Source organism: Nocardiopsis algeriensis (assembly GCF_014203695.1).
GTDB lineage: Bacteria > Actinomycetota > Actinomycetes > Streptosporangiales > Streptosporangiaceae > Nocardiopsis > Nocardiopsis algeriensis.
In genome coordinates this window covers 46,926-69,785 of the sequence record NZ_JACHJO010000012.1, presented here as the reverse complement: position 1 = coordinate 69,785, position 22,860 = coordinate 46,926, and the positions used below count along the sequence as shown (strand labels likewise).

At 71.4% G+C, this 22,860-nt stretch carries 22 protein-coding genes; 8 read left to right on the top strand and 14 right to left on the bottom strand.

What is annotated here, in order from left to right:
* Positions 1-55 precede the first annotated feature (55 nt).
* Positions 56-493, top strand: a complete 438-nt coding sequence (locus FHS13_RS18800; protein WP_184293361.1) for a hypothetical protein — start codon at positions 56-58, stop codon at positions 491-493.
* Between the two features lie 49 nt (positions 494-542).
* Here the strand turns inward: FHS13_RS18800 and FHS13_RS18795 are convergent, their stop codons facing one another.
* Both FHS13_RS18795 and FHS13_RS18790 read right to left on the bottom strand, forming a co-directional pair.
* A complete protein-coding gene (locus tag FHS13_RS18795; RefSeq protein WP_184293270.1) occupies positions 543-1,073 on the bottom strand; it encodes a DUF1360 domain-containing protein in 531 nt (176 codons plus the stop codon).
* Between the two features lie 32 nt (positions 1,074-1,105).
* The gene (locus FHS13_RS18790) at positions 1,106-2,944 is read right to left on the bottom strand and encodes a glycoside hydrolase family 15 protein (RefSeq protein ID WP_184293269.1); all 1,839 of its coding nucleotides are present in this window, start codon (positions 2,942-2,944) and stop codon (positions 1,106-1,108) included.
* 155 nt (positions 2,945-3,099) lie between these two features.
* On the opposite strand from FHS13_RS18790, the gene FHS13_RS18785 reads away from it, so the two are divergent.
* Together FHS13_RS18785 and FHS13_RS18780 are read left to right on the top strand one after the other, a co-directional pair.
* A complete protein-coding gene (locus FHS13_RS18785) occupies positions 3,100-4,125 on the top strand; it encodes an SDR family oxidoreductase (protein WP_184293268.1) in 1,026 nt (341 codons plus the stop codon).
* 31 nt (positions 4,126-4,156) lie between these two features.
* On the top strand, positions 4,157-4,519 hold the full coding sequence (locus FHS13_RS18780; protein WP_184293267.1) for a DUF3140 domain-containing protein: 363 nt from the start codon (positions 4,157-4,159) through the stop codon (positions 4,517-4,519).
* 356 nt (positions 4,520-4,875) lie between these two features.
* On the opposite strand, the gene FHS13_RS18775 is transcribed toward FHS13_RS18780, so the two are convergent.
* The 5 genes from FHS13_RS18775 to FHS13_RS18755 form a co-directional block, all read right to left on the bottom strand.
* On the bottom strand, positions 4,876-5,460 hold the full coding sequence (locus FHS13_RS18775; protein WP_184293266.1) for a hypothetical protein: 585 nt from the start codon (positions 5,458-5,460) through the stop codon (positions 4,876-4,878).
* Positions 5,461-6,153: 693 nt separating this feature from the next.
* Complete coding sequence (locus FHS13_RS18770) at positions 6,154-6,939, bottom strand: hypothetical protein (RefSeq protein ID WP_184293265.1); 786 nt, start codon at positions 6,937-6,939, stop codon at positions 6,154-6,156.
* The gene (locus FHS13_RS18765) at positions 6,936-7,205 is read right to left on the bottom strand and encodes a hypothetical protein (protein ID WP_184293264.1); all 270 of its coding nucleotides are present in this window, start codon (positions 7,203-7,205) and stop codon (positions 6,936-6,938) included. Before FHS13_RS18765 ends, FHS13_RS18770 begins: the two co-directional genes overlap by 4 nt.
* Positions 7,202-7,432, bottom strand: a complete 231-nt coding sequence (locus tag FHS13_RS18760) for a hypothetical protein (protein ID WP_184293263.1) — start codon at positions 7,430-7,432, stop codon at positions 7,202-7,204. Before FHS13_RS18760 ends, FHS13_RS18765 begins: the two co-directional genes overlap by 4 nt.
* Complete coding sequence (locus tag FHS13_RS18755; RefSeq protein WP_184293262.1) at positions 7,429-7,620, bottom strand: hypothetical protein; 192 nt, start codon at positions 7,618-7,620, stop codon at positions 7,429-7,431. The genes FHS13_RS18760 and FHS13_RS18755 overlap by 4 nt, the downstream gene beginning before the upstream one ends.
* 229 nt (positions 7,621-7,849) lie before the next feature.
* Here FHS13_RS18755 and FHS13_RS18750 point away from each other — a divergent pair, with 229 nt between their 5' ends.
* The 3 genes from FHS13_RS18750 to FHS13_RS18740 all read left to right on the top strand — a co-directional run bounded on the left by FHS13_RS18750 (position 7,850) and on the right by FHS13_RS18740 (position 9,543).
* Positions 7,850-8,734, top strand: a complete 885-nt coding sequence (locus tag FHS13_RS18750; protein ID WP_184293261.1) for a helix-turn-helix domain-containing protein — start codon at positions 7,850-7,852, stop codon at positions 8,732-8,734.
* Entirely contained in the window at positions 8,716-8,898 is a 183-nt protein-coding gene (locus FHS13_RS18745) for a DUF397 domain-containing protein (RefSeq protein WP_184293260.1), read from the top strand. The genes FHS13_RS18750 and FHS13_RS18745 overlap by 19 nt, the downstream gene beginning before the upstream one ends.
* 375 nt (positions 8,899-9,273) lie before the next feature.
* Complete coding sequence (locus FHS13_RS18740; protein ID WP_184293259.1) at positions 9,274-9,543, top strand: AbrB/MazE/SpoVT family DNA-binding domain-containing protein; 270 nt, start codon at positions 9,274-9,276, stop codon at positions 9,541-9,543.
* Positions 9,544-9,832: 289 nt separating this feature from the next.
* On the opposite strand, the gene FHS13_RS18735 is transcribed toward FHS13_RS18740, so the two are convergent.
* From FHS13_RS18735 to FHS13_RS18715, 5 genes are read right to left on the bottom strand one after another with little or no spacing between them, the layout of a single operon-like run.
* Positions 9,833-10,996 carry a VWA domain-containing protein gene (locus FHS13_RS18735; protein ID WP_184293258.1) on the bottom strand — a complete coding sequence of 388 codons (1,164 nt, stop codon included), beginning with the start codon at positions 10,994-10,996 and terminating at the stop codon, positions 9,833-9,835.
* Entirely contained in the window at positions 10,993-13,347 is a 2,355-nt protein-coding gene (locus FHS13_RS18730) for a DUF5682 family protein (RefSeq protein ID WP_184293257.1), read from the bottom strand. The genes FHS13_RS18735 and FHS13_RS18730 overlap by 4 nt, the downstream gene beginning before the upstream one ends.
* Positions 13,347-14,468, bottom strand: coding sequence for an AAA family ATPase (locus FHS13_RS18725; protein ID WP_184293256.1), 1,122 nt, complete (start codon positions 14,466-14,468; stop codon positions 13,347-13,349). The genes FHS13_RS18730 and FHS13_RS18725 overlap by 1 nt, the downstream gene beginning before the upstream one ends.
* A complete protein-coding gene (locus FHS13_RS18720; protein ID WP_184293255.1) occupies positions 14,465-16,039 on the bottom strand; it encodes a DUF5691 domain-containing protein in 1,575 nt (524 codons plus the stop codon). The genes FHS13_RS18725 and FHS13_RS18720 overlap by 4 nt, the downstream gene beginning before the upstream one ends.
* A complete protein-coding gene (locus FHS13_RS18715) occupies positions 16,036-17,280 on the bottom strand; it encodes an SWIM zinc finger family protein (RefSeq protein WP_343065090.1) in 1,245 nt (414 codons plus the stop codon). Before FHS13_RS18715 ends, FHS13_RS18720 begins: the two co-directional genes overlap by 4 nt.
* A gap of 492 nt (positions 17,281-17,772) precedes the next feature.
* Here FHS13_RS18715 and FHS13_RS18710 point away from each other — a divergent pair, with 492 nt between their 5' ends.
* The gene (locus FHS13_RS18710) at positions 17,773-19,170 is read left to right on the top strand and encodes a cytochrome P450 (RefSeq protein WP_184293253.1); all 1,398 of its coding nucleotides are present in this window, start codon (positions 17,773-17,775) and stop codon (positions 19,168-19,170) included.
* A gap of 77 nt (positions 19,171-19,247) precedes the next feature.
* On the opposite strand, the gene FHS13_RS18705 is transcribed toward FHS13_RS18710, so the two are convergent.
* A complete protein-coding gene (locus tag FHS13_RS18705) occupies positions 19,248-19,604 on the bottom strand; it encodes a ChaB family protein (RefSeq protein ID WP_184293252.1) in 357 nt (118 codons plus the stop codon).
* 308 nt (positions 19,605-19,912) lie between these two features.
* On the opposite strand from FHS13_RS18705, the gene FHS13_RS18700 reads away from it, so the two are divergent.
* Positions 19,913-20,827 carry an alpha/beta hydrolase family protein gene (locus tag FHS13_RS18700; RefSeq protein WP_420221694.1) on the top strand — a complete coding sequence of 305 codons (915 nt, stop codon included), beginning with the start codon at positions 19,913-19,915 and terminating at the stop codon, positions 20,825-20,827.
* A 708-nt stretch (positions 20,828-21,535) separates the two neighbouring features.
* On the opposite strand, the gene FHS13_RS18695 is transcribed toward FHS13_RS18700, so the two are convergent.
* The gene (locus FHS13_RS18695) at positions 21,536-22,846 is read right to left on the bottom strand and encodes an ABC transporter substrate-binding protein (RefSeq protein ID WP_184293251.1); all 1,311 of its coding nucleotides are present in this window, start codon (positions 22,844-22,846) and stop codon (positions 21,536-21,538) included.
* Between the last annotated feature and the right edge of the window lie 14 nt (positions 22,847-22,860).

The window sequence follows — 22,860 nt, the reverse complement described above, 5'->3', positions numbered from 1 at the left end:
TTCCCCACCTCGGCGCCCCTGGCTGCGGGGCGCGATGAGGGGTGCCGTGGGTGCGATGGCGATGAGCGGTATGCGCCAGGCGTCGGTGGGGCTGGGGCTGATCAAGCGCACACCTCCCGAGGCGATGCTGAGGGAAGGGGTGCCGGCGCTTCTGGAGATGGTGCCCCCGAAGCGGAGAATGGCCGCCATCGAGCTGGCCCACTGGGGGTACGGGGCCGCGGCGGGCGCGGTGTTCTCGGTCCTGCCGCGCAGGCTCCGCCACTCGCGGCTCACCGGCCCCGTGTACGGGCTTCTCGTGTGGGGGGCGTTCGAGCTGGTCGCCGCCCCCGTCCTCGGGCTCGAGCACGCCCGGCGCTCGCGGCCCGAGGACCGCTGGGCGCTGCTGGTCGACCACGTGTTCTTCGGGTTCGTGGTGGGGGCGCCTCCCGAGGTGACCGTCGCGCGTTCCGCCGACGAAGGCTCCCCCGACGACGAGGCCGCACCGCAGGGCTGAACCCGGAGCCGCGGGGACGGGAGCCGCCCCCGCGGCCGACGGGTCCGGTTCAGGAGGCCTGGGCCTTCTGCAACCGCACGTAGGCCAGCTGGAGCCAGTCCGAGACGGCCACGGCGCTGAACACCGCGCCCGCGCTCCGGGTGAAGCGGGGGGCCAGGACCAGCCCGAAGGCGTAGCCGGTGGCGATCCACTGCGCGGTGCAGAAGGGGCAGCTGATCAGCTCGCCGACCGCCTTGCGACCGCCCTCGCCGCGTACCTCCTCCTTCAGTTCGGAAGGGGCCGACACCCCTTGGAACCGTGTGAAGAACGCCCTGAGAGGGCTGGTGATGGGGTCCTTGGCCACCATCCGGGACAGCTTGTGCGTGGACAGGCCCATGAGTGCCAGGTCCCAGGGGCTCACCGTGCCGGTCGGGCGCCGACCGGACAGCTTCACCGCGGCCAGGCCCGCGGCCACCAGGGCCCCGTAGACCGAGACGGTGGCGACGTATCCGCCCAGCGGCTGGTCGCTGCCGTCGCGATAGGCCTCCGCCTCCTGGGCCAGGGTCTCCTTGATGTCGCCGTTTCCGTTGCCGTCGCCCATGTCTCCTCGTTCCTCCGCTCGCGGATGTGCGTCTACTCGTCGTCGATCCTGTGTTCGGCCCAGGCGTGCAGGGCCTCCACCTCGCTCGCGTCGTCGAGGTTCAGGGCGGCCTCGATGAGTGCCAGGTGGGTGAAGCTCTGCGGGAAGTTGCCGAGCATGGTCCCGTCCTCGGTCATCTCCTCGGCGTACAGGCCGAGCGGACCCGAGCGTGCGCACAGCTCGTCGTACCGCCGGCGGGCCTCGTCCCTGCGTCCGGCGAGGACCAGCGCGGAGACCATGTCGAAGGAGCAGAGCAGGAAGGCGCCTTCCGGGGTGCCCAGGCCGTCGTCGGTCCGGGCCGGGTCGTACCTGCGGACGAGGAAGCCTCCCACGCCGAGTTCGGCCTCCACCCGCTCCAGGGTTCCGACCACCCTCGGGTCGTTCCCCGGAAGGAAGCCCAGGAGCGGGATGCACAGCAGCGACCCGTCGGTGTTCGCCGACCCGTAGGTCTGGCGGAACGATCCGGTGTCCGGGTCGTAGCCGAGTTCGAGGATCTGTGCGCGGACCGCGTCGCGTTCGGCGCGCCACCGGTCCAGGGGAACCTCGTCCTCCACCCCGAGGGCCCGGGCCAGGCGGACGGCCCGGTCCAGGCAGGCCCACGCGTACACCTTGGAGCTGGTCCAGTGGCGGCGCTCGCCGCGCACCTCCCACATGCCCTCGTCGGGTTCGCGCCACAGCCGCACCGTGGCCTCCACGAGCGGGACGAGCTGGTCGAACTCCGCGCGGTCCAGGTCTCCCGTCACCTGCTGGTAGGCCAGCGTGGCGTCGAGCACGTGCCCGTAGACGTCGAGCTGGCGCTGCCCCCGGGCGTCGTTGCCGATCCGGACCGGTCGGGAGCCGGCGTATCCGGACAGGTGGTCGAGCTCCTCCTCACTCGGCGGGTCCTCCAGTCCGAGCGTCTGGACCGGTGGTATCCACTCGGAGCGGCTGCTGCACATGCTCAGCACGAACTGCCCGTGCCGCCGGGCCTCCGCCAGGTGGCCCAGGCGCAGGAACGCCAGCACCACGAGGGCGGCGTCCCGGTACCAGACATAGCGGTAGTCCCAGTTGCGGGGCCCGCCCGGCCATTCGGGCAGCGAGGCCGTGGGGGCGGCGATGAGACCGCCCGTCTCCTCGTGGAGCAGGCCGCGCAGGACGATGGCGCTCCGCCGCACCTGGGCGGCGCCCAGGCCGTCGTAGTCGGTCCGGTCGGACCACTCCTGCCAGGCCGCGATGGTCTCCGCCGTCAGGGTGTCGGCCCCGCTGCGGTCGACGGTGCGCTCCCCGTTCAGATGGTCGAGGGCCAGGAACGCGCTCTCCCCCGCGGCGAGCTCCATCCGGAACTCCGGGTCGCCCTCCTCCGTGAGGACGGGGGCAGGGTCCCCCGACAGCATCAGCCCCGAGGCCTCGCGCAGCCCGCCCTCGACCGGCTCCCAGGAGGGAGCCGAGCGGGCGTAGTCCGGCCGGGCCGCCAGCCGCGACCGCACGAAGGCCCGCCCGGCGCGGCATTCCACGATCCTCAGCAGGAACCCCTCGCGGTACAGGCCGGTGCCCCCGTCGTAGCGCCGCAGGGCCATCAGGTCGCGCACGGCCACCTCCGTGCCACCGCCCCGCCAGACCGTCTCCAGGACGAGGGTGTCACCGACGTAGGCGCGTTCCTCGACGCGGGCGCCCTCGACCTCGACCGTCCACGCGCCGCCGCGACCGGTGTCGAGGAGGTCCGTCAGGAACGCGGGTCCGTCGAAGGCAGGGGCGCACATCCACACGATCGCCCCGTCGGGAGCGGTGATCGCCGCGGTGTGGCAGTCGGAGAGGAAACCGTGCTCCCCGATCCCCGCTTCCGCACGCTCCATACGCCCCCCTGACACACTCCGGTTCCCGTGGCTTCCCGACTGCCCGTGGAGGCCGGTGGCGAAACGGCAGGTGGGGCGCGCGCCGCCGTACATGAGAGGGACCGCTCCGGGGTAGCGGGAAGGCGAGGAGCACGCCGAGCACCGAGGGGGAGCCGATGGCGGAGAAGGTCGCGGTGGTCTGCGGGGCCAGTGCGGGCGTGGGGCGGGCGACCGCCCGGGAGTTCGCCCGCCGGGGGTACTCCGTGGGCCTGATCGCACGCGGCCGGGCAGGGCTCGACGCCGCGGCGGCGGAGGCCCGCGCCGAGGGGGTGGAGGCCGTCGCGATCGAGGCGGACGCGGACGACGCGGCGGCGCTGCGCGCGGCGCTGGAGCTCATCGAGGACGAGCTGGGGCCCGCCGACGTGTGGGTCAACTCGGCCTTCGCCTCGGTCATGGCGCAGTTCACGGAGATCGAACCGGAGGAGTACCACCGGGTCACGGACGTCTGCTACCACGGCTACGTGCACGGCACGTGGGCGGCGCTGGAGCGGATGCTCCCCCGGGACCGCGGGGTGATCGTGCACGTCGGCTCGGCGCTGGCCTACCGGGGCATCCCGATGCAGTCGGCGTACTGCGGTGCCAAGCACGCGATCCGGGGCTTCACCGACTCCCTGCGCGTCGAGCTGATCGCGCGCGGTTCCAAGGTGAGGGTGACCGAGGTGCACCTGCCCGCGGTGAACACGCCGCAGTTCACGTGGGTGCGCACGCGCTTGGACGGCCTTCCGCAGGAGCTGGGCGGCAGGACGCGCCCGGTGGCGCCGGTCTACCAGCCCGAGGTGGCGGCCCGGGCGATCGTCTGGGCGGCGGAGCACCCGAGGCGCCGGCGGTCCTGGGTCGCGCCGTCGACGGCGGGCACGGTGCTGGCGCAGCGGTTGGCACCCCGGATCCTCGACCACTACCTGGCGCGTACCGCTTTCAAGGGCCAGCTGCGCGATGCCCCGCCGCCCGAGCGGGACAACCTGTTCGAGCCGCTGGACACCGACCGCGACTTCGGCGCGCACGGCGAGTTCGACGGGGAGTCGCGCGACCGCAGCCTGTCCACGGAGCTGAGCAGGCACCGCCGGACCCTGGCGCTCGCCGGGCTCGCCGGGCTGGCCACGGGCGCGTGGGGGCTCGCGGCCGTACGGGCCGCCCGTACCTGAACACCTTTTCCGGCACACACGAGGAGGAGAGATGGCCGAGTACAACGAACGCCTCGACGAGGTCTGGGACAGCTTCCACACGGTGGTCAACATGAACAGCGAGGAGCTGCGGGAGTGGCTGCTCACCGAGGCTTCGGGGGAGACGGCCTTCGACGCGTCCTCACCCGACCTGGGGGTGCCGCGCCGGGGCGAGGAGATCGTGGAGGTGCTGGGCAAGCGCCGCACGGACGTCACCGACGACGACGTGGACCTCATGGAGGACGTGACCGAGTTCGTCCGCAGCCGGCTCGTCCAGCCCCGGCGCGAGGACCCGGAGTGGCGCCGCGAACTGATGTCGGTGGGCCACGACCCGCTGCGCCCCGACTCCGTCCGCCCGGACGAGGAGGACCTCTAGGGCGTGTCGGAAAGGCGCTGCCCGCCGTGAGCGTTGCCCCGGTGCGGCAGGACCGGAGGAAGGGGGGCTCCTACGGTCGCCGGCGGGGACGCGGCGGGGCCCGATCCCGACTCCTCGGACGGGGGCCGTCACCGGGTGGTGACGGCCCCCGTCCGGCTTTTCCGGGCCGCTGGGCGACGTGGATGAAGTGGGCGACCACGGGAAGCCTTCCCGGCGGCGGTGCGTGGAGCCCGGCCCTGTCGGGGAGGCCGGGCCGGACGGGGTCGGTGGTCATCGGACCGACCGAGTGGATATCCACAGCCTGTGGACAATTTCCCCGGCGAGGCCTCGGAGGAATCCGGTGGAGACACCGCCCGTCACCCCGCCCCGGGCTCGGCCTCCGCGGAGAGCAGGTGGTCGGTGAGGGCGCCCTCGGCCGTCCGGACCCGCACCTGGAGCAGCAGTCCGCGTTCGGGGTCCAGGAGCATGTCCAGAGTCCGCCCGTCGGGCACCGCCAGGCCCTGGTAGGACGGCGTCCGGTCGCCTCGGGGCAGGGCGCCGAGGCGCATTCCCACGCCGCAGGGCCCCTCCTCCACCGAGGTGACCCGGATTCGGGCCAGGAGATCGGCCGGGCGCAGCATCTCCACCAGCCAGGTGTCGACAGCCTCTGTCCAAGGGGAGCGGCAGAAGTCGTCGACGCCGCCGCGCCTGGGCGCCGGAACGCCCAGGGAACCGTCCGTGGACGTCCTCGCCGCTTCCTGCCCCTCACAGAGCTGCCGGAACACGGTGGTTCCGCCCTCGGTGACGGTGTACTCCCAGTCCAGCAGGCCGCGTGCCGCCAATCGGTGCCGGCGCGTGGATCCCGAGGCACGACCCCCGTCTTCCGTACGCATGACCAGACCACACGCGCGGGCACTCTCACGCGTCATCGGGCCCAGCAGCAGGGCAACGTCCATACTCACGGTTTCCTCCCCCGAGGTTCGATTTCCTGGCAGCCGGGAACCCGGCACAGAGCCCGCCCCGCCCCGCCACTTCCGGCCTGGCCGGCCGTCCGCGCCGGCCGGGGACGTCACATGCTCCGGTCGCACCGGCGCGAGAAGGAGGACCGGAGCTGTCGACACGGCCATCGCGCGGAAAAGAATGCGCGCCACACGTCTTCCGGACTCTCAGACAATTCCCTTCGAATTATCCATGAGACCAGGGAGAAAGGAAAAATCGTAAATTCCCCAGGACATGGGAAATCATGGCAAATCATCAGAAAATTCTTCAGTCGGGACCGACCTCGGACAGGAGATGCCCAGGCCAGGAGACACACTTCCCCCTGGCAGGCAGCGGCATCGAGGTGTTCCGCAAGGCGGCCGGCCATCACCTCGACCCTCCAGGGCGGCGCAGAACGGCACGTGCTTTTCCCTTCAGAGATTCAGCTCCGGAACCGGACGCGACGGCGTTTCTCCGGAAAAAGACCACAGGAATTCTGTGGCTCGGGAGTGCTCCCACGCCCTTCTGACACATCGCACGCCTGTGGGCTTCCGGGCTCCGCGTGGCGGCGTCAAGGGGTTCGCCGAGCCTGCCTTCGTCCGGTTGGCCTGCTCGCCCGTTTCCGAGCCGCGGGCGGAACAACCGAGTCTCTCCGCCCGCGGGATAGCCGTCGGAGGTTACAGCAGCCCGTAGAGGTGGTGGCCCAACGCACCGAACGCCGAAGCGAGGACATAACCGGCCAGGGTCAGGCCCGTGCGCCGCTTGCGGGGCTTGCGGTGGCTGGCCGGGCGAGGCGGCCAGTCGGAGCGGCGGCGGCCGGACCTGCGCGGCAGTGGCGGGGCCGGCTTCTGCTCACGCCGGGGCCGGGGGATGCGCACGGGCTCGGACGGAGGGCCGTCACCAGGGCCAGGGGCAGGGGCTTTGCGTGGACGCAAATCTGGCGGCTCGACCAGCTCGGCCTCAAAGGTGACGTTGTCCATCCACGCCGGCAGCTCGCCGTGGATCAGGCGGCGGCGCACCCGGGGGTCGTCGGGCATCTGCGCCAGCAACGCACGCTCGCGGGGGGTGCGGCCCAGGCACACCAGGGGGATGTGCCCGTGCCGTGCCGCTTGCGGCGACTGTGCTTCAGGAGCTGTGGCCGTCGGGTTGGCCGAGCTGCCGGAAGGGCGGTAGCCGGGCTGGGAGGCCGGACGCGAAGCCAGCCGGGAAGCAGCCGGACGGACGCCGGTCCGGTCGGACTGTGCAGCGCTTTGGGCTGCTGTGCGGGCGCCGGGCCGGGCGAAGCGCCGCCCGCGCGGAGCGTCGAAGACCCGGCGCAGCTCGGCAGTGGTGGTGGCCGCTGCGGTGTCGGGGGGTTCCGTGGCAGCGGGAGGGGTGAGGGTCCGTGCGGCCCGGTCGCCGCTCAAGGCGGCCGGGGCTTTGGTGTCCAGGCGGAGTCCCTGTCGGGAAAGCGTGGCGCTCATTCGCCCATCACCCCGCCCAGGGTGGGGAACTGCCGTCCGATGCCGCGCAGCGTGGGGGTGGTGTCCTCGCTCTCGTGGCGCCGGGTGAGCAGGCGGTGCATGGCGGCGTGGTCGTCGGCCACCAGCCGCTCGTACGGGTCGCCGGGGCCGGTCCAGCCCACGGGGCGGCGGGCGACGATCTTTTCGTTGCCGTTGCCGTCATCCTCCAGCGTGAGGATCCACTGTCCGGCGATGAGGGCTTCCAAGGCCCGGTCCAGGCCGCTCACCGCTCCTCCTTCAGGTTCTCCAAAGGGCTGACCCACACCAGCGGGCACAGGTGGGGGTCGCGCTCGGGCACAACCGCGACCCGGGTGACGTGACCACGCGTGGCGGCGTAGACGGGGTGGCGCTCCAGGGTGGGGCCCAGATAGCGCACGCGGGCCCCGTGGCTGCGGGCCCAGACGCGGAGGGCTTCCAGGTCAGGAACCTGGCGGATGTCGCACACGCGCTTCATGCCGCCGCCGTCCCGCCGTGGGTGAGGGCGGCCTGGCGCTTGGCCAGGGCCGGGGAGGCCAGGTCCCCTGCCGGGTGGGTGATGTAGGGGCGGGGCCGGGCCGCGCGGCGCGGCCTGCGCCAGGGAGGTGCATCAGCGACCGAGCGGCGCACGGCCGCCGGCACCGGGGAAGCCAGGTAGGACGCCACGAGGCGACTCCTTCGAGACGTGCCGGATGGGAGGTCCGGCGGGATTGACCAGGTGAGCCCCATGTTCACCCGACCAAGCAAAAAATGCAAGACCAACTTATAGATTAGTCAGGAGGCAAGTTCGGCGTGACTTAGCTTTAGGTTGGTGATGGGCGTAATGTCCGAAAACCCAAGGACAGACGTAGGATCAAGTTCTGGAAAGAGGCGAGCCTCGGAGCAAGGAGTCCTGATGGCCACTTCACCTCCCTTGAGCAAGCGACGGCTCTCACGTCTGCTACGGGAAAGTCGAGAAGCGGCAGGACTGACGGCGGACCAGGTCACCAGCAAGGCTCGCGAGTTGGGTGCTGCCCGGTGGTCGGCATCCAAGATCACGAGGCTGGAACGTGATGAGTGGGTGCGCCCCAAGCTGGAAGACGTCGAGGTCCTGCTCGACATCTACGGCGTCACCGAACTGGCTGAGCGCGAGGAATACATCCGCCTGGCCAAGGAAGCCAGGCAGAAGGGCTGGTGGTCCTCCTACACCGATGTCCTTGGGCAAGGGGAACTCACTGGCCTGGAGCCTGGCGCCTCACGCATCCGAGAAGTTGCCCTGACAGTCGTTCCCGGTCTGTTGCAGACTCAGGGTTACGCTCGTGCGGTCGTTGTCGGTGGCGGTATAGCCGATCAGGAGGAAGTCGAGCGGCGAGTTGAGGCACGCATGCTCCGCCAAAGGATCCTGGACCCTCAGGCAGAAGGGCCTACGTACTGGTGCATTCTCGACGAAGCCGCTCTGCGCAAGATCCCTGAGTCGGTGCGCGAGCAGCAGATCCGCCACCTGGTCAGCGTTCAGCGCCCGAACCTACGAGTACAGATACTCCCTGACAGCGCCGGTCTCCATGCTGCGGTGAGCGGCGGGTTCACGATCCTTGACTTCGCCGAGGACTCCGGCTTGGTCTACACAGAGAACGCTGCCAAACAGCAGGTGTACGAAGACATGGAAGACACCGAGGCTTTCGAGCTCGTATACCAGTACGTGAGTGCATCTGCTCTGAGTGTCCAGGAATCCACCGTGTTCCTGGAGAGTGTCCTGGCCGACTCATCCAGCAAGGAATCCGTATGCAAGCCCACGACCTGAAGTTCCGTAAGTCCAGCTACAGCGGGGCACGCACCGAAAACTGTGTGGAGGTCGCCGACCTGCCGGAGGGAGCTGCTGTGCGCGACACCCAGAACCGCGATCTGGGCATGCTTGCCTTCCCCGGCGCCGAGTGGTCCGCGCTGCTGCGAGTCCTCCGTTCCTAGGTCTTGAAGTACGACAGAGGCCCCAGCCGATCGGCTGGGGCCTCTGCGTGCATTACCTGATGCAATCCCACCACCACTATAGCTGTGTATTCCTCCGCTGTACTGACAACGATGGTCGACCAGGGCGTCGATCACCGTGCTCCAAAGAATGTCGAAGTAGCTGCCCAGACCTCTGATGTGTGGTCCGAGCAGTCGGCGACCCGTGTGAACAGTGCCTTGTCTGCGCCTAGGGCAAAGCTTCAGTTGGAAAGCTGAACTCTCCGCCTGCCGGAGTCATCCTGGAACCGTGCCACCGGGGGAAGGGAAACCCTCGGATCACCCCTACCAGGAGGCGATAACTTGGGTGAGATGAGAGTGAGGCATCGGCGTGCGGTGATGCGTCGCAAGAATCAGATCACCCTGCCCCGCGAGGTCGCTGAGGCCCTTCACATCCGTGAGGGGGACGAGGTCGAGTTCGACATCACCGACAGCGGCCAGGTGCTGCTTCGGGGCATGATCGCCGTGTCGGCCGACCAGGCGTGGTTCTGGGACCGTGACTGGCAGCAGGGTGAACGGGAGGCTGGCGAGCAGATCACCGCGGGCCGGACCGAGGAGTTCGAGGACGCGGAGTCGATGTTCGACGCTCTGGAGAATGAGAAGCGCTGAGTCCTGGCCACGTTCGCTACCACCCCTGGTTTCGAGCCGACTTCAAGAAGCTGACCCGCCGGCAGGCGGAACGCTTCCGTGCGGTGGTCACCACCAAGTTCGCTCCCGAGGTGTAAAAGGGAGAATTTCTTCTCTGCCTGCGGGTCAAAGGAGTTCAGGGAGCTCCAGGGGTCTATGAGATGACGTGGGCGGAGGACGGGCGGGGACCGCCACGGCCCCGCCCGTCCGGATCGAGTATCCCGGCTGTGAAGGGTGGATGAACACCCCAGGCCCAACCAGGTGGCCGGGTTCAGGCGTCCTGCTCCTTGTCCACCCACGCCGTGAGGGGCTGCCCCTGGATCGCCGCCGCCATGAGCTCGGGGAACATGTCCGGGGTGCAGGCGAACGCCGGGACGTCCATCGCGGCGAGTGCGGCGGCGTTGTCCCGATCGTAGAACGGCGCGCCCTCGTCCGAGAGCGCCAGCAGCACCACAACCTGGACGCCGGCGGCCTTCATCGACGCGACACGGCGCAGCATCTCCTCTCGGACACCGCCCTCGTACAGGTCGCTGATCAGGACGAAGATCGAGTCGTTCGGCTTGGTGATCAGGCCCTGGCAGTAGGCGATCGCCTTGTTGATGTGCGTGCCTCCGCCCAGCTGTGTGCCGAAGAGCACCTCGACCGGGTCGGTGAGCTGCTCCGTCAGGTCCACCACGGAGGTGTCGAAGACGACCAGGGACGTACGCAGCGTCTTCATGGAGGCCAGAACCGCGCCGAACACGCTCGCGTACACGACCGAGGACGCCATCGAACCGCTCTGGTCGATCGCCAGCACGACGTCCTTCTGCACGCCGCGGCTGCGGCGGCCGTAGCCCACCAGGGTCTCGGGCACGACCGTGTTGTGCTCGGGCAGGTAATTGGCCAGGTTGCGGCGGATCGTGGCGTTCCAGTCGATGTCGGCGACCCGACGCGGACGGTGGGTGCGCACCGAGCGGTCGATCGCGCCCTGCACCAGGGAGCGCGTCTTCTGCTCGACGCGGCGCTCCAGGTCGTCGACGACCTTGCGCACCAGGGCGCGGGCGGACTCGCGGGCCTCGTCGGGCATCACCTTGTTCAGCGACAGCAGGGTGCCCACGAGGTGCACGTCCGGTTCGACGGCCTCCATCATCTCGGGTTCGAGGAGGAGCTGGTGCAGGCCGAGCCTGTCCATGGCGTCCTTCTGCATGACCTGTACGACCGAGGTCGGGAAGTACTCCCGGATGTCGCCCAGCCAGCGCGCCACCTTGGGGGCGGAGCCGCCCAGGCCGGCGCCGCGTTCGCTGCCGCCCCGGTTCCGGCCGAGGCCGCGGTCGTTGTACAGCGCCGCCAGGGCGTCGTCCATGCCCCGGTCCGCGGCGCCGAGGCCGCCCGTGCAGCGGGCCTCGCGGCCCAGGACCAGACGCCAGCGGCGCTCCCGCTCGTCCACGCCGTTCATGCGCCCTTCCTTCCGTTGGTGAGGAGTGCCAGTGCGGTGGCCAGGGCCGGGGCGGCCCGCTCGGCGTCCACCGGCACGTGCACCTTCTCGGCGGCGGGCTCCGAGGTCCCGAGCCGGGCCGCCGCCTCGCCGATCTCGCGGCGCTCGGCGCCGTCGAACCCGCCGAACGTGCGCCGCAGCAGCGGCAGCACTGCGGTGAAGCGCTCCTCGGGCAGCCCGAGCAGCCAGGTGTCGATGAGGCCGAGCATCTTGTCGTCGTGCACGAGGATCAGCCCGCTGCCCTGGAGGAAGCCCTCCAGCCAGGCGGCGGCCTCGGCGGGCTCCGTCCCCTGGGACATCGCCAGCCCCAGACGGCGCCGCAGCTCCTCCGGTGCCAGGTGTCCGGCGTCCGACAGCATCCGGTTGACCCGGCCCGCGATCCGGCCCGGCAGGGTGTCGCGCAGCGCCAGGGCGCGCAGGGCCGACTCCCACTCCGCCAGGGCGTCCCCGCCCAGGAGGGTGGCGGCGGTGTTCGTCCGGTCGATGTGCCGGACGAACGCGGCCGCCGCGTCGTCGTCCAGCCCGTGCGTCGCCGGCGCCAGTCCGACGCACACCCGGCGCAGGATCTGCTCGGCGACCGTCCGCAGGTGGCCGGAGTCGGTGCCGCGGACGTCGCCGTAGCGGGCCGAGCGCGCCAGCGGCAGGAGGGCCTCCATGAGGTGGGTGACGTCGCTGTCGGTGGCCGCCCGGTCGGTGATCAGGGCCAGGATCCGGGGCAGGGCCTCACCGAGGTCGGCCATCAGGCACTGTTCGGTGACCGCGGTCAGCACCGGGAGCTCGGCGCCCTCCGCCTTCTCGACGGCGCGGGCCGTGGCCGCCGTCTCCACGGTGGTGCCCCACCTGCTGGCCTCGATGAGCGCCACGTCCAGCTCGGGCTCCCAGACCAGCCGCCACGCCTCGCGGAAGGTGCCCTTCTTCCCGGTCTCGGACACCATGGGCGATCCCCACGGAACGCCGAGGATCCGGAGCCTGTGCAGCAGGACGCTCCGCTCGCGCTGGCCCTCCTTGCGCAGGTCCAGTTCGAGGTCGCGGGCGAGCGGCTCGGGCTTGAGCCGCATCCGCTTCTGCGCGGCGATGACGTCGCGCTGGAGCGGCACCATGGGCGTGGACGGCGGGACCGAGCCCATCCGCTCACCGATCGCCATCCTGCCGTGCACGAGCGCGGCCGGGGCGGGCTCCCCCTCGCACAGGACCGCGGTGAGCGCCTCGGCCACCTCGTCCAGACCGGCGAGCGGGCGCCCGCGCAGCACGGCCAGGCTCTCGGCCAGGCGCACACCCTCGATGACGTGGGAGGACGACACGTGCCGCCCCTCGTCGCGCAGTTGCCGCGCGGCCTCGGTGAGCCACCGGTGCACCGGCAGGTCGGGCGCGGTGTAGAGGTGGTAATACCAGCCCGGCGCGCTCACCCCGGCGCCGTAGCCGCTGGAGGAGGCGAGTCTCCCGTGCGTCCACGGCACCCAGGTGACGTTGACCTTGGCCTTGGGCAGCCCCTTGAGCAGGGCATTGTCCGCACCTGCGGGATGGTCGGCCACGTCGCGCAGCGCAGGGGCGTGCCAGGCGCCGCAGACCACGGCCACCCGCTCGTGCCCCTTCCTGAGGGTGGCACGCAGGACCTTGCGCATGTAGGCCTCGCGGCGCGCCTCGCGCCCCTCGGCCGGCCCGGTCTCCTCGCGTACGGCCGCCATGGCGTCGGCGATCGCGGGGAAAGGGGAGGGCTCGCCGTCGCCGCGCTGCTCGACGACATCGTCCCACCAGCGTTCGGCATCGTCGTAGCCGGCGGCCTCGGCCAGGACCCCGAGGGGGTCCAGGCGCATGCGCTCGGTACCGGGGGCGGCAGGGCCGTCGATCTCCCCGGGGACCTCCGGGGGATCGGCTTCCCTGTCCTCGGCCGCCTGCTCCTCGGCCTCGGCGATGCGCTCGGCGAAGGTGTGGGCGGCCGGAAGGTCGCAGAAGCGCACTTCGGCGCCGTGGGCGACGGCGTAGCGCAGGGCCTCCCACTCGGGGGAGAAGGAGGCGAAGGGCCAGAACGCCCACCCGTCACCCGCCGCCCTCGAACGCCGGCCTTCGGCCGCAGCCCCCTCCTCACCCGCCGCGGCTTTCCCCTTCGGGGTGTCGGCGAGGTAGGCCAGCAGCGCCACCGGCGGCTCCAGCTCTCCCACCAGCGGGATGAGCGCGTCCGCCTCGGGAGGCCCCTCGATCAGCACCGCGTCGGGCTTGATCTCCTCCAGGGCCGCCCGCACGGCCCGGGCCGAGCCCGGGCCGTGGTGGCGCACGCCCAGGACGTGCAGCCCGCTCGTGTCCAGCTTGGCCATCAGGCTCCCACCTCGCGGCAGGCGCGGTAGAACTCGTCCCAGCCCTCGCGGCCGCGGGCGACCGTCTCCAGGTACTCGCGCCAGACCACGCCGTCGGACACGCGGTCCTGCACGACCGCACCCTGGATGCCGGCGGCCACGTCGGCGGGGCGCAGGACGCCGTCGCCGAAGTGCGCCGCCAGCGCGATGCCGTTGGTGATGACCGAGATCGCCTCGGCGGTGCTGAGGGTGCCGCTGGGCGACTTGACCTTGGTGCCGTTGTCCTCGGTCATGCCCGACCGCAGTTCGCGGAACACCGTCACCACGCGGCGGATCTCCGCCAGGCTCGCGGGGACCTCCGGCAGTTCCAGCGACCGGCCGAGCTGCTCCACCCGCTGGGTGACGATGCGGACCTCGTCCTCGGCGCTGTCGGGAACCGGCAGCACCACGGTGTTGAAGCGGCGCCGCAGCGCGCTCGACAGGTCGTTGACGCCCCGGTCGCGGTCGTTGGCGGTGGCGATGATGTTGAACCCGCGCCGGGCCTGGACCTCGATGCCCAGTTCGGAGACGGGAAGGGCCTTCTCCGACAGGACGGTGATGAGGCCGTCCTGGACGTCGGACGGCATGCGGGTGAGCTCCTCGATGCGGCCGATCGAGCCGCGGGCCATCGCCGTCATGACGGGGCTGGGCACCATGGCCGCCTCGGAGGGGCCCTCGGCGAGCAGCCGGGCGTAGTTCCAGCCGTAGCGGACGGCCTCCTCGGAGGTGCCCGCGGTGCCCTGGACCAGGAGGGTGGAGTCACCGGAGATCGCGGCGGCCAGGTGCTCCGACAACCACGTCTTGGCGGTGCCGGGAACGCCGATCAGCAGCAGCGCGCGGTCGGTGGCCAGGGTGGCGACGGCGATCTCGACGACACGGCGGGCGCCGATGTACTTGGGCGTGATCTCGGTGCCGTCGTCGAGCGTGGTGCCCAGGAGGTACTGGGTGACCGCCCACGGGGAGAGCTGCCAGCCCGGGGGGCGCTGACGGTCGTCGGCCTTGGCCAGGGCCTCGAGCTCGGCCGCGTAGGTCTGCTCGGCGTGCGGGCGCAGGGCCTGCGCGGCGTCGGTGGAGAGGGCCGGGGTGGAGGGGGAGGCGGTCACATGAACTCCCTGTGCATGTCGAGGCGGAAAAGAAGGGTGTCGCGAAGAGCGGCGTAGGAGGGCTCGGCGTTGCCGTACGAGCCCCGGATCTCGGGAAGGTCGGGAGGAAGGTCGTCGATGCCGTCCACGGGCATGCGCTCGGCGGCGATCTCGCAGACGGGGCCGTAGGCCCTGGCGTCCCTCTGCCACTTGGGGGCGCGCAGGCGTCCGGCCACCTCGGCGGAGAGCTCCCTCGTCCAGGGGCCGGCGGTACCGGCGAGCAGGTCGTACAGGTCCTGCATGCTGCTCTTCTCGGTGAGGGAGCCCAGGACCCAGGCGCAGCGCTCCTCGACCGGCAGGAGCGACAGCAGCGCGCGCAGAGGGAACGAGGGGTGCCGGCGCGCGAAGTCGTTCGTCCGGCCGAGGGCACCGTCCCTGAAGACGGTGAGGAGGGCACGGGCCCATTCCGCGTTGCCCTGGTGGGTGATGGCGTTGGCGAGCGCGTCGAACAGCGGTCCCTCGTGCTCCTCCGCGTACCGGAAGATCCCGGCGGGGTCGCGGCCGGTCAGCTCGGTCCAGACGTCCAGGGGCGTGTTGGTGACCAGTGCCCACCGGTGCTCGCGGTCGACCTGCGCCCCGGGCTTGTCTCCCGCCGGGACGAGGGCGAGGTCCCGGAGCGCCTGCGGTCCCAGGGAGGCGACCTCGGCGCCGTCCATGAGGCCCTGGGGGAACGTGGCGAGGTCGCGGACGTAGCCGCGCAGGCGGTGGGCGTGGGCGCTGTCGGGCAGGCGGACCAGGAGGGACAGCGCGAGGCCGCGGACGTTGCCGCCCTTGTCGTCGAGGGCCTTCTCGACGAACTCCTCGTCGGCGGGGCCGAGGCCGGTCGACAGCGCCTCCAGGAGGTGCCGGCGCAGCTCGGCCCTGCCCAGGTCCGGCCATGCGGCGGCCAGGAGTTCCCTGGCCCGGTCGGGGTCCACGGCGCGCAGTGCGGCGAGGGCGTGGGAGCGCTCGACGGCGGAGCCCCGCTCCCAGGTGTGTTCGTCGAAGACCCTGTCCCGGGGGTCGAGGGCGTTCACGTACCCCCACCCGGGGTTGACCCGGGCCAGCCACCGGCCCCGGGGGCCGGCGACCGCGGCGATGGCGGGGCGCAGGCTGCTGTTGTAGGCCCCCTTGGCCAGGAGGGCGGGCAGGGTGGAGGGGGCGACGTGCAGGCCTGCGGCGCCGGCGAGGCCGAGCCATTCGGGCAGAAGCTCGGAGGGCCCGGCGAGGATGCGCTCCAGGCGCCGGGTCACCTCCGGGCCGGCGACGGAGGCGTCGTCCTCACCGTCGGGGGCCACGACGGCCTCGGCGGCCACGGTGGCGGGGACATGTCCCGCCAAACGGCGTACGACGGCCAGGGCCGCCCGGTCGAGGAGGGCGGACGCACCTGCCTCGGCGTCCTCGTCCGCGGGGGTCGGGGGGAGGTCCGGGGTGGGGGGCGCCGGGCGGCGCGAGGTCCCGACGAGCGCGGCGGAGACCAGCTTGTCCCAGGAGGTGTTCGCCTCCAGGGGGTCGGCGGGGGAAGAGAAGCCTGCGGGGGACGGGGTGCTCACAGGGACACCGCCTTTCCGTTCCGGTCCCACACGGTGAGGGGGGACAGCCCCGTGCGGGGCGACCACTCCGCGGCGACCGTGGAGGGCCTGCCGCCGGTCACGGCGAGAAACTCCCAGGGGTCGCCGCTCTCCAGCGGCAGTGCGTTCCCGGAGGCGTCGGCCAGGAACCAGCCGCCGTCGCGGGCGGGGACCGCGTCGGCCAGCACCACGGGCCAGGCGTCCAGCCACGGGTCCTCGGCGAGCGCGGCGGCGAAGGCGTCGAGGGCCTCGGGGACCGAGCTTCCCGGGGGCGGGCCCGAGGGCCGCATCTCGGGCGGCTCCGCCGGGGCCGCGCGGTGACCGTCGGGGTAGAAGGCCAGTTCGGTGTCGGTCTCGCACGCCGAACGGAAGGGGGTGGGCGGCGCCTGCTCCCCCCGGGCGTGGCTCAGCGACAGGGCGACGCGGCCGGTCCTCCTGCCGCGCAGCCACACCCGGCGGGTGGTCGTCTGCTCCTTGAAGGAGGAGCTCATGCCCAGCACCTGCCACGTGTCGCGCACGCGCTCCCCGTCGGCGAGGACCTCCTCGACCCGGGTGGTGATCCCCGCACGGGCGCGGACGGCGCCCCGGACGCGGGGGCCGGCCGCGTCACCGGCGCGGAACCCCTCGACCAGAAGGTGGAGGAGGGCGAACCGTTCGAGCACGCGCTCGGGCCAGTGGTCCCCGCGGGCCTCGGAGGGCATGTCGGTGACGAGTGTGGCCGCGGCACCCGCCTTGGCGTCCACCAGGCGCTTGGCCATCCGGTCCCAGTGGCCGTAGCCGTGCTTGGGCACCTCGGCGAGCCCCGCGTCGATCTGGTCCCGCAGCCACAGACCGAGTTCGTCCATGCCCGCGCCGACGGCCTCCTCACGCTTGCGCAGGGTGGCGGCGGCCTTCTCCGGGTCGACCGGCTTGGAGGCGGTGCCCGCGGCCCGCTCCTTGCGGGCGGCACGGCCGCCGAGCCACTTGGCCACCCACTCGGGCCTGTCCTCGCGGTCGGCGACCTCGCCGCCGGCCCACAGGGCGAGCAGGCCGAGGACGTGCTTGCAGGGGATCTTGCGGCTGGGGCAGCTGCACTTGTAGCCGGGCCCGGCCGGGTCGTCCAGGTGGACGGCGGACAGGTAGGGCTTGGACCCGCTCCCCTTGCACTCCCCCCAGACGGCGGCGGTACCGCCGGCCTCGGCGGCGACAGCGCCCCGCTGCGGCCAGGAGCCGTCCTTGGCCACCTTGAGGGCCGCCTTGCGGGAGGAGGCGTCCGGAGCCAGCGCCCATACGTCGTCGGTACTCCATCGATCGCTCACGGGAAGAACACTAGGGACCGGCGGTGACAAAAAAGGGGGCCTCCGAGAAGGCTGCGAACAACTGTCCGTGTCCGCCGGAGGGACCCGCACAAGGGTCCCCGGAACTGTCGCTGCGGGGTGGGAAACTCGCAGGGGGAAGCTGCGTCCTCGCGCTTCGAATACCGGAAGATCAACCCAAAAACTACTCACAAGCATTATAAGGGCTTTATCCGGAATGCGCGGGAGAGAGAGTGGAACTTCTCCGAATCTGTTGATGGACCGCTCGCCATCCTTCTAGAATGCCGTGACCAGGCAACACCGCGATCAGGCAATGCCGCGGTCAGAGAATATGCCCCTGCCTCCCCTCCCATTTCCCGCAGCACGTCTTGTCTCCTCGAAGGGAGGGAAGCGGTCCTCCCGGCCCGGGCCGCGCCCACGATGACTCTCCACTCCCCCGACGGATCAGCGGTCGGAGGTTGTCCCGTCGAGGTCTTCCGGCTCGGCGGGGGCCCCGGCGAAACCGGCGGTTCCGGTGACCACGACGACTGGTGGGACCGGCTGCGCGAGCAGCACGGACCCGTGGTCCCTGTCGCGCTGGAGTCCGGTGTGACGGCGTGGCTGCTCCTCGGCTACCACGAGAACCTCACCGTCCTGCAGAGTCCGCACCTGTTCTCCCGTGACACCCGGCGGTGGAGGGAGGTCACCGAGGGCCGCGTCGACCTGTCGGCCGGCCGCCCCGCGCTGTCCTGGCGCCCCAACGCCCTGTACGCCGACGGCAGCGAACACGCGCGTCTGCGCGCCCCCATCGCGGACAGCATCGCCAGGCTGGACATGGGCGCGACCTCGCAGCTGGTCCGGCAGATCGCCGACGACCTGGTGGACGCGTTCGTCGCCAGGGGCAGCGCGGACCTCATCGCGGAGTACGCCGATCCGCTCCCCGTCCTCGTGATCAACCGGCTCTGCGGACTCCCCGACAGCTACGGGCGCATGCTGGGCGACCTCACGTCGATCATCTTCGGCGAGGACCCGCGCGAGGCGGAGGACGCGGTCATCCGCCTTCAGCAGTACTTCGCGGGCCTGGTCGTGCGCAAGCGCAAGAGGCCCGGTGCCGACCTGGTCTCGTGGATGCTGGAGCACCCGGCCGGCCTCACGGAGCACGAGGTGGCCCATCAGGCGGCACTCATCAACAACTCCAGCCACCAGACCACAACGCACCTCATCGGCAACACGATGCGCACGCTGCTGACCGACACGCGCATCCGCTCGGCGTACGCCGACGCACGGATCTCGGCCCAGGACCTGCTCGACCACGTCATGTGGACAGACACGCCCTTCCAGATCCTGCCCGCCCGGTTCGCCCTCCAGAACATGCTGCTGGGCAACGCGCGGGTGCGGGCGGGGGACGCCCTGCTGATCGGGTTCCATGCCGCCCACCGGGACCCGGCCGTCTACAAGGGCCGCCGGGAGGAGACCGGGGTGGCGGGCGGCAGCCGGGCTCACCTGATGTTCGGTGCCGGCCCGCACGCGTGCCCGGCACGGGACCTGGCCAGGATGATCGCGGCGACCGCGGTCGAGGTGCTCAACGAACGGCTGTCGGGGCTCCGGTCGGCGGTGGCGCCGGAGGAACTGCGGTCGGTGCGGTCACCGTTCGTGCGGGGGGTGGAGGCTCTCCCGGTCCTCTTCCGGCCGGGAAACGCCGTCGGCGAGAAGGCGAAGGGCGAAGGGACCGGGACGGCCGGGCGGAACGGGACGTCCGGGCACGAGAAGGAGTCGGAGGACGACATCCTGGGGCGCCTTCTCCGGTGGTGGCGCGGGTCCGGTCGCGGACGCAGGTAGGGGGCCGCGAAGGGACCGCTTCCCCTACCTGCGGTCCACCGGGGCCCGCGCGGCCACTGCGGCCGCGCTCCCGGCGACTAGTGCGGCTTCGCCTGCCGGCGGCTCGCCTTGCGCAGTGCCTCCACCAGCTCCTGCTTGCTCATCGTGGAGCGGCCCCTGATGTCGAGGTCCTGGGCGAGCCGGTACAGGTGGCTCTTGCTGGAGGCCGCGTCCACACCGGCGTCGTTGTCGTCCGAGGTGCCGGACCGGGGTTTGGGCACCCAGCGGTCGCCCTTCTTCTGAAACCTGTGCTTGACCGCCGCGAAGGCCACGCGGTGGGCGCGCTCACCCTCTCCGTACTGCTCGACGGCGGAGTCGTGCGCCTCGATCCAGGTGCGCTGGGCCTTCTCCGGGGACCTGCGGAGAGTACTGGGCAGTTCCTTGCGGCCTGGCACGGCTCTCACCTCCTCTTCCACCGCCCCGGGACGGACGGGTACACGGCCCACTGCCCCGGCACCCGGCGGACAAACACGGCGGGGAGCGTAGCAGCGGGTGCCCGCTCCCTCACAGCGCACTGGTGAACCAACCGATGCACATTCACCCTTTCGTCATCATAGTGAAAAGAAGAAAGGCAACGGCTTTACAGTCGGACGCAAATGCGGTACAGCGTTCCTTTCTTTGCACATCGACGCCGCATTGCAAATACCCCCCGGTCCGCGTGCCGTGAAAAGCGCGTGGATTCCCGCTAGAAACAAGGTGGACCGTGCAGACCCAGACCCCCTCCCCCGAAACGGAGACGCGCCCCCCGCGCCGCTCCTTGGTGGCCCGGATATTCATGGCCGCGGCCCTCAGCATCGGACTCGCGGCCGGCGCCGCCGCCCCCGCCCAGGCGGCGAACCCCTACGAACGCGGCCCCAACCCGACCGAGCAGAGCGTCACCGCCCTCCGCGGCCCCTTCAGCACCAGTGAGACGTCCGTGTCCTCGCTCCGGGTGCGCGGCTTCGGCGGCGGCACCATCTACTACCCGACCACCCGCAGCGAAGGCACCTTCGGCGGCGTCGTGATCTCCCCCGGGTACACCGGAACGCAGTCCTCCATCGCCTGGCTGGGCCCCCGGCTCGCCTCGCAGGGCTTCGTGGTGTTCACCATCGACACCAACACGATCTACGACCAGCCCAACAGCCGGGCCCGCCAGCTCGACGCGGCCCTCGACTACCTGACCGAGGACAGCTCCGTCGCCGACCGCGTCGACCCGAACCGCCTCGCCGCGATGGGCCACTCCATGGGCGGCGGCGGCACCCTCGCCCTGTCCGAGGACCGCCCCGAGCTGCGGGCCGCGATTCCGCTGACCCCCTGGCACACCCAGAAGCGCTGGTCCTCCCTCCAGGTGCCGACCATGATCATCGGCGCCGAGAACGACGCCATCGCCTCGGTGCGCACGCACTCCATCCCGTTCTACGAGAGCCTGCCGTCCTCGCTGGACCGGGCGTACGTGGAGCTGCGCGGCGCGAGCCACTTCGCCCCGAACCTCTCCAACACCGTCATCGCCAAGTACAGCATCTCCTGGCTGAAGCGGTTCGTGGACGAGGACACCCGTTACAACCAGTTCCTGTGCCCGCCGCCCCGTACCGGCTTCGGCACGGACTTCTCCGACTACAGGGACAGCTGCCCGCACTAGGGGAGAGCAGCCCGGAGGGGCGGTACCCGGCCGCAAGGCGGGGTACCGCCCCTCTCGCGTGTCCGGCAGGGGGGCCGCCCCGTACTGCCCGCCCCGTGCTGCCCCCGGCCGCGGCGCCGCGGGCAGGCAGACACTCCTTCCCCGGCCGGGGCCGCGGAATCCGGCCCCCTCGGCTCCGGTGGCAGGCCAGACCCCGGTGGCGCGTCAGGGCCTTCCGGCCGGGGCTGCGGGAACGGCGCTCCCCCGGGTGCCTGAGGACGAAGGCGTGTACCGGGACCGCCTCCGCCCGCCTCTGGGAAGGTGCGGCCGGCGGCTGCCCGAGGCCCGGCGGCAGGGGACGGTGCAGAACGGCCCGGGGACACCGGCCCTCCGGAAGCGCGGCGGCAGGTGCCGGAACCCGTCCGCCCCCGGTACCGGGGCCTCCTGCCGGGGGCGGATCCGGGGTCTCCGGCCCGGGAAGAGAGGCGGCGGTCCTTCCCCTCCTCCGCGGCCGGGCGCCGAGGCGCCGGCCTCCGGTCCCTGGTGCGGTTCCTCTCCCGCACGGCTCCCTGCCTGTGCCGAAAGGCGCGAGGCAGGACACAGGGACAACCACGCGGACCCGCCGCGAAGGCGCGGCCCGAGGTCTCCGGTCGGCCCCGGCCGCAGCGCCGGACACCGGGACATGGGAAAGGGCGCCGGCACGCCGGCGCCCTTTCAGTCGGTTGTCACTCAGTCGTGGAAGTCCAGCTCCGTCGGGGGCAGCGGCTCGTAGTCCGTGGCCTCGATCGGACCGCCCTCGCGGTCGGTGACCATCGGGTCCTGGACCATCTCGATCTCGCCGCCCGCGTTGTAGCGCAGGACGTACACACCCTGGTGGCCGCCGCGGTCGTCCTCGGTCGAGGAGAACGGAACCGGGCTCGGGCCCTGCCACTCCTGGGTGTGGAGGGCGTCGATCAGGCTCTGGCGGGTGAGGTCCTCACCCGCCGACTTCAGGACCTGGGAGAACATGACCGCCTGGGTCATGCCGAACACGTGGGTGTTGGTGAGGGGACCGCCGTCGCCGTACTCCTCCCAGACCGCGTTGAAGAACTGGGACCACTCGTCCTCCTGGTCCTCCACACGCGGCATGTAGCTGGTGATCAGCACGCCGTCCAGGAACGCGTCCGCGGGCACGTCCTCCGCGTCGGTGTCCTTGGTGAAGTTCGCGAGCAGCGCCTGGAGCGTCGCGGTGTCGCCGCCGATGCTGGACAGGACCCACTGCGGCTCGTAGCCGATGCTCGCCGCCTCCAGCATGGCCAGGGCGACGAAGGCCGGGATGCAGGAGCAGACGACGACCTCGGCCTCCGCGTCCTTCAGGGAGGAGAGCTGGGCGCTCAGGTCCGTGACCTCGGACTCGTAGTGCTCGCGCGCCACGACCGTGTCGGCCAGGTACTGGTCCAGGCCCGCCTGGGAGTCCTCGCCGACGTCGTCGTTCTGGAACAGGTAGCCGACCGCCTGGCCCTCGAAGTTGTCGGCGATGTACTGACCCTGGATCTTGGCTTCCTTGGTGTAGTCGGTCTGCCAGCCGTAGGTCAGCGGGTGCTCTTCGGGGTTGTTCCAGGCCAGGGCGCCCGAGGACGGGAAGACGTCGGGGACGCCCTCGTCGTTCAGGTAGTCGAGGACACCGCTGTGGGTGGGGGTTCCCAGGCCGCCCATCATCGCGAAGATCTCGTCCTCGATGACCAGCTGACGGGTCACGTCGATGGTCTGCGCCGGGTCGTAGACGTCGTCCTCGACCCGGTAGTCGATGGTGCGGCCGTTCACGCCGCCCTGTGCGTTGACGTGGTCGAACACCGCCCTCGCCCCCAGGGAGATGGACATGTATCCGGGAGCGGCGGGGCCGGTCAGGGGCTGGTGGGTGCCGATGATGATGCTGTCGTCGGTCACACCGGTCGACACGTCGAGGTCGGCCGCGTCGGATTCGGCGACCTCGCCTGCACCGGTGCAGGCGGTGGCCGTCAGGGTGAGGGCGAGTGCGATTGCGCCCGCTTGTTTCTTCATCTCGGGTCTCTCCT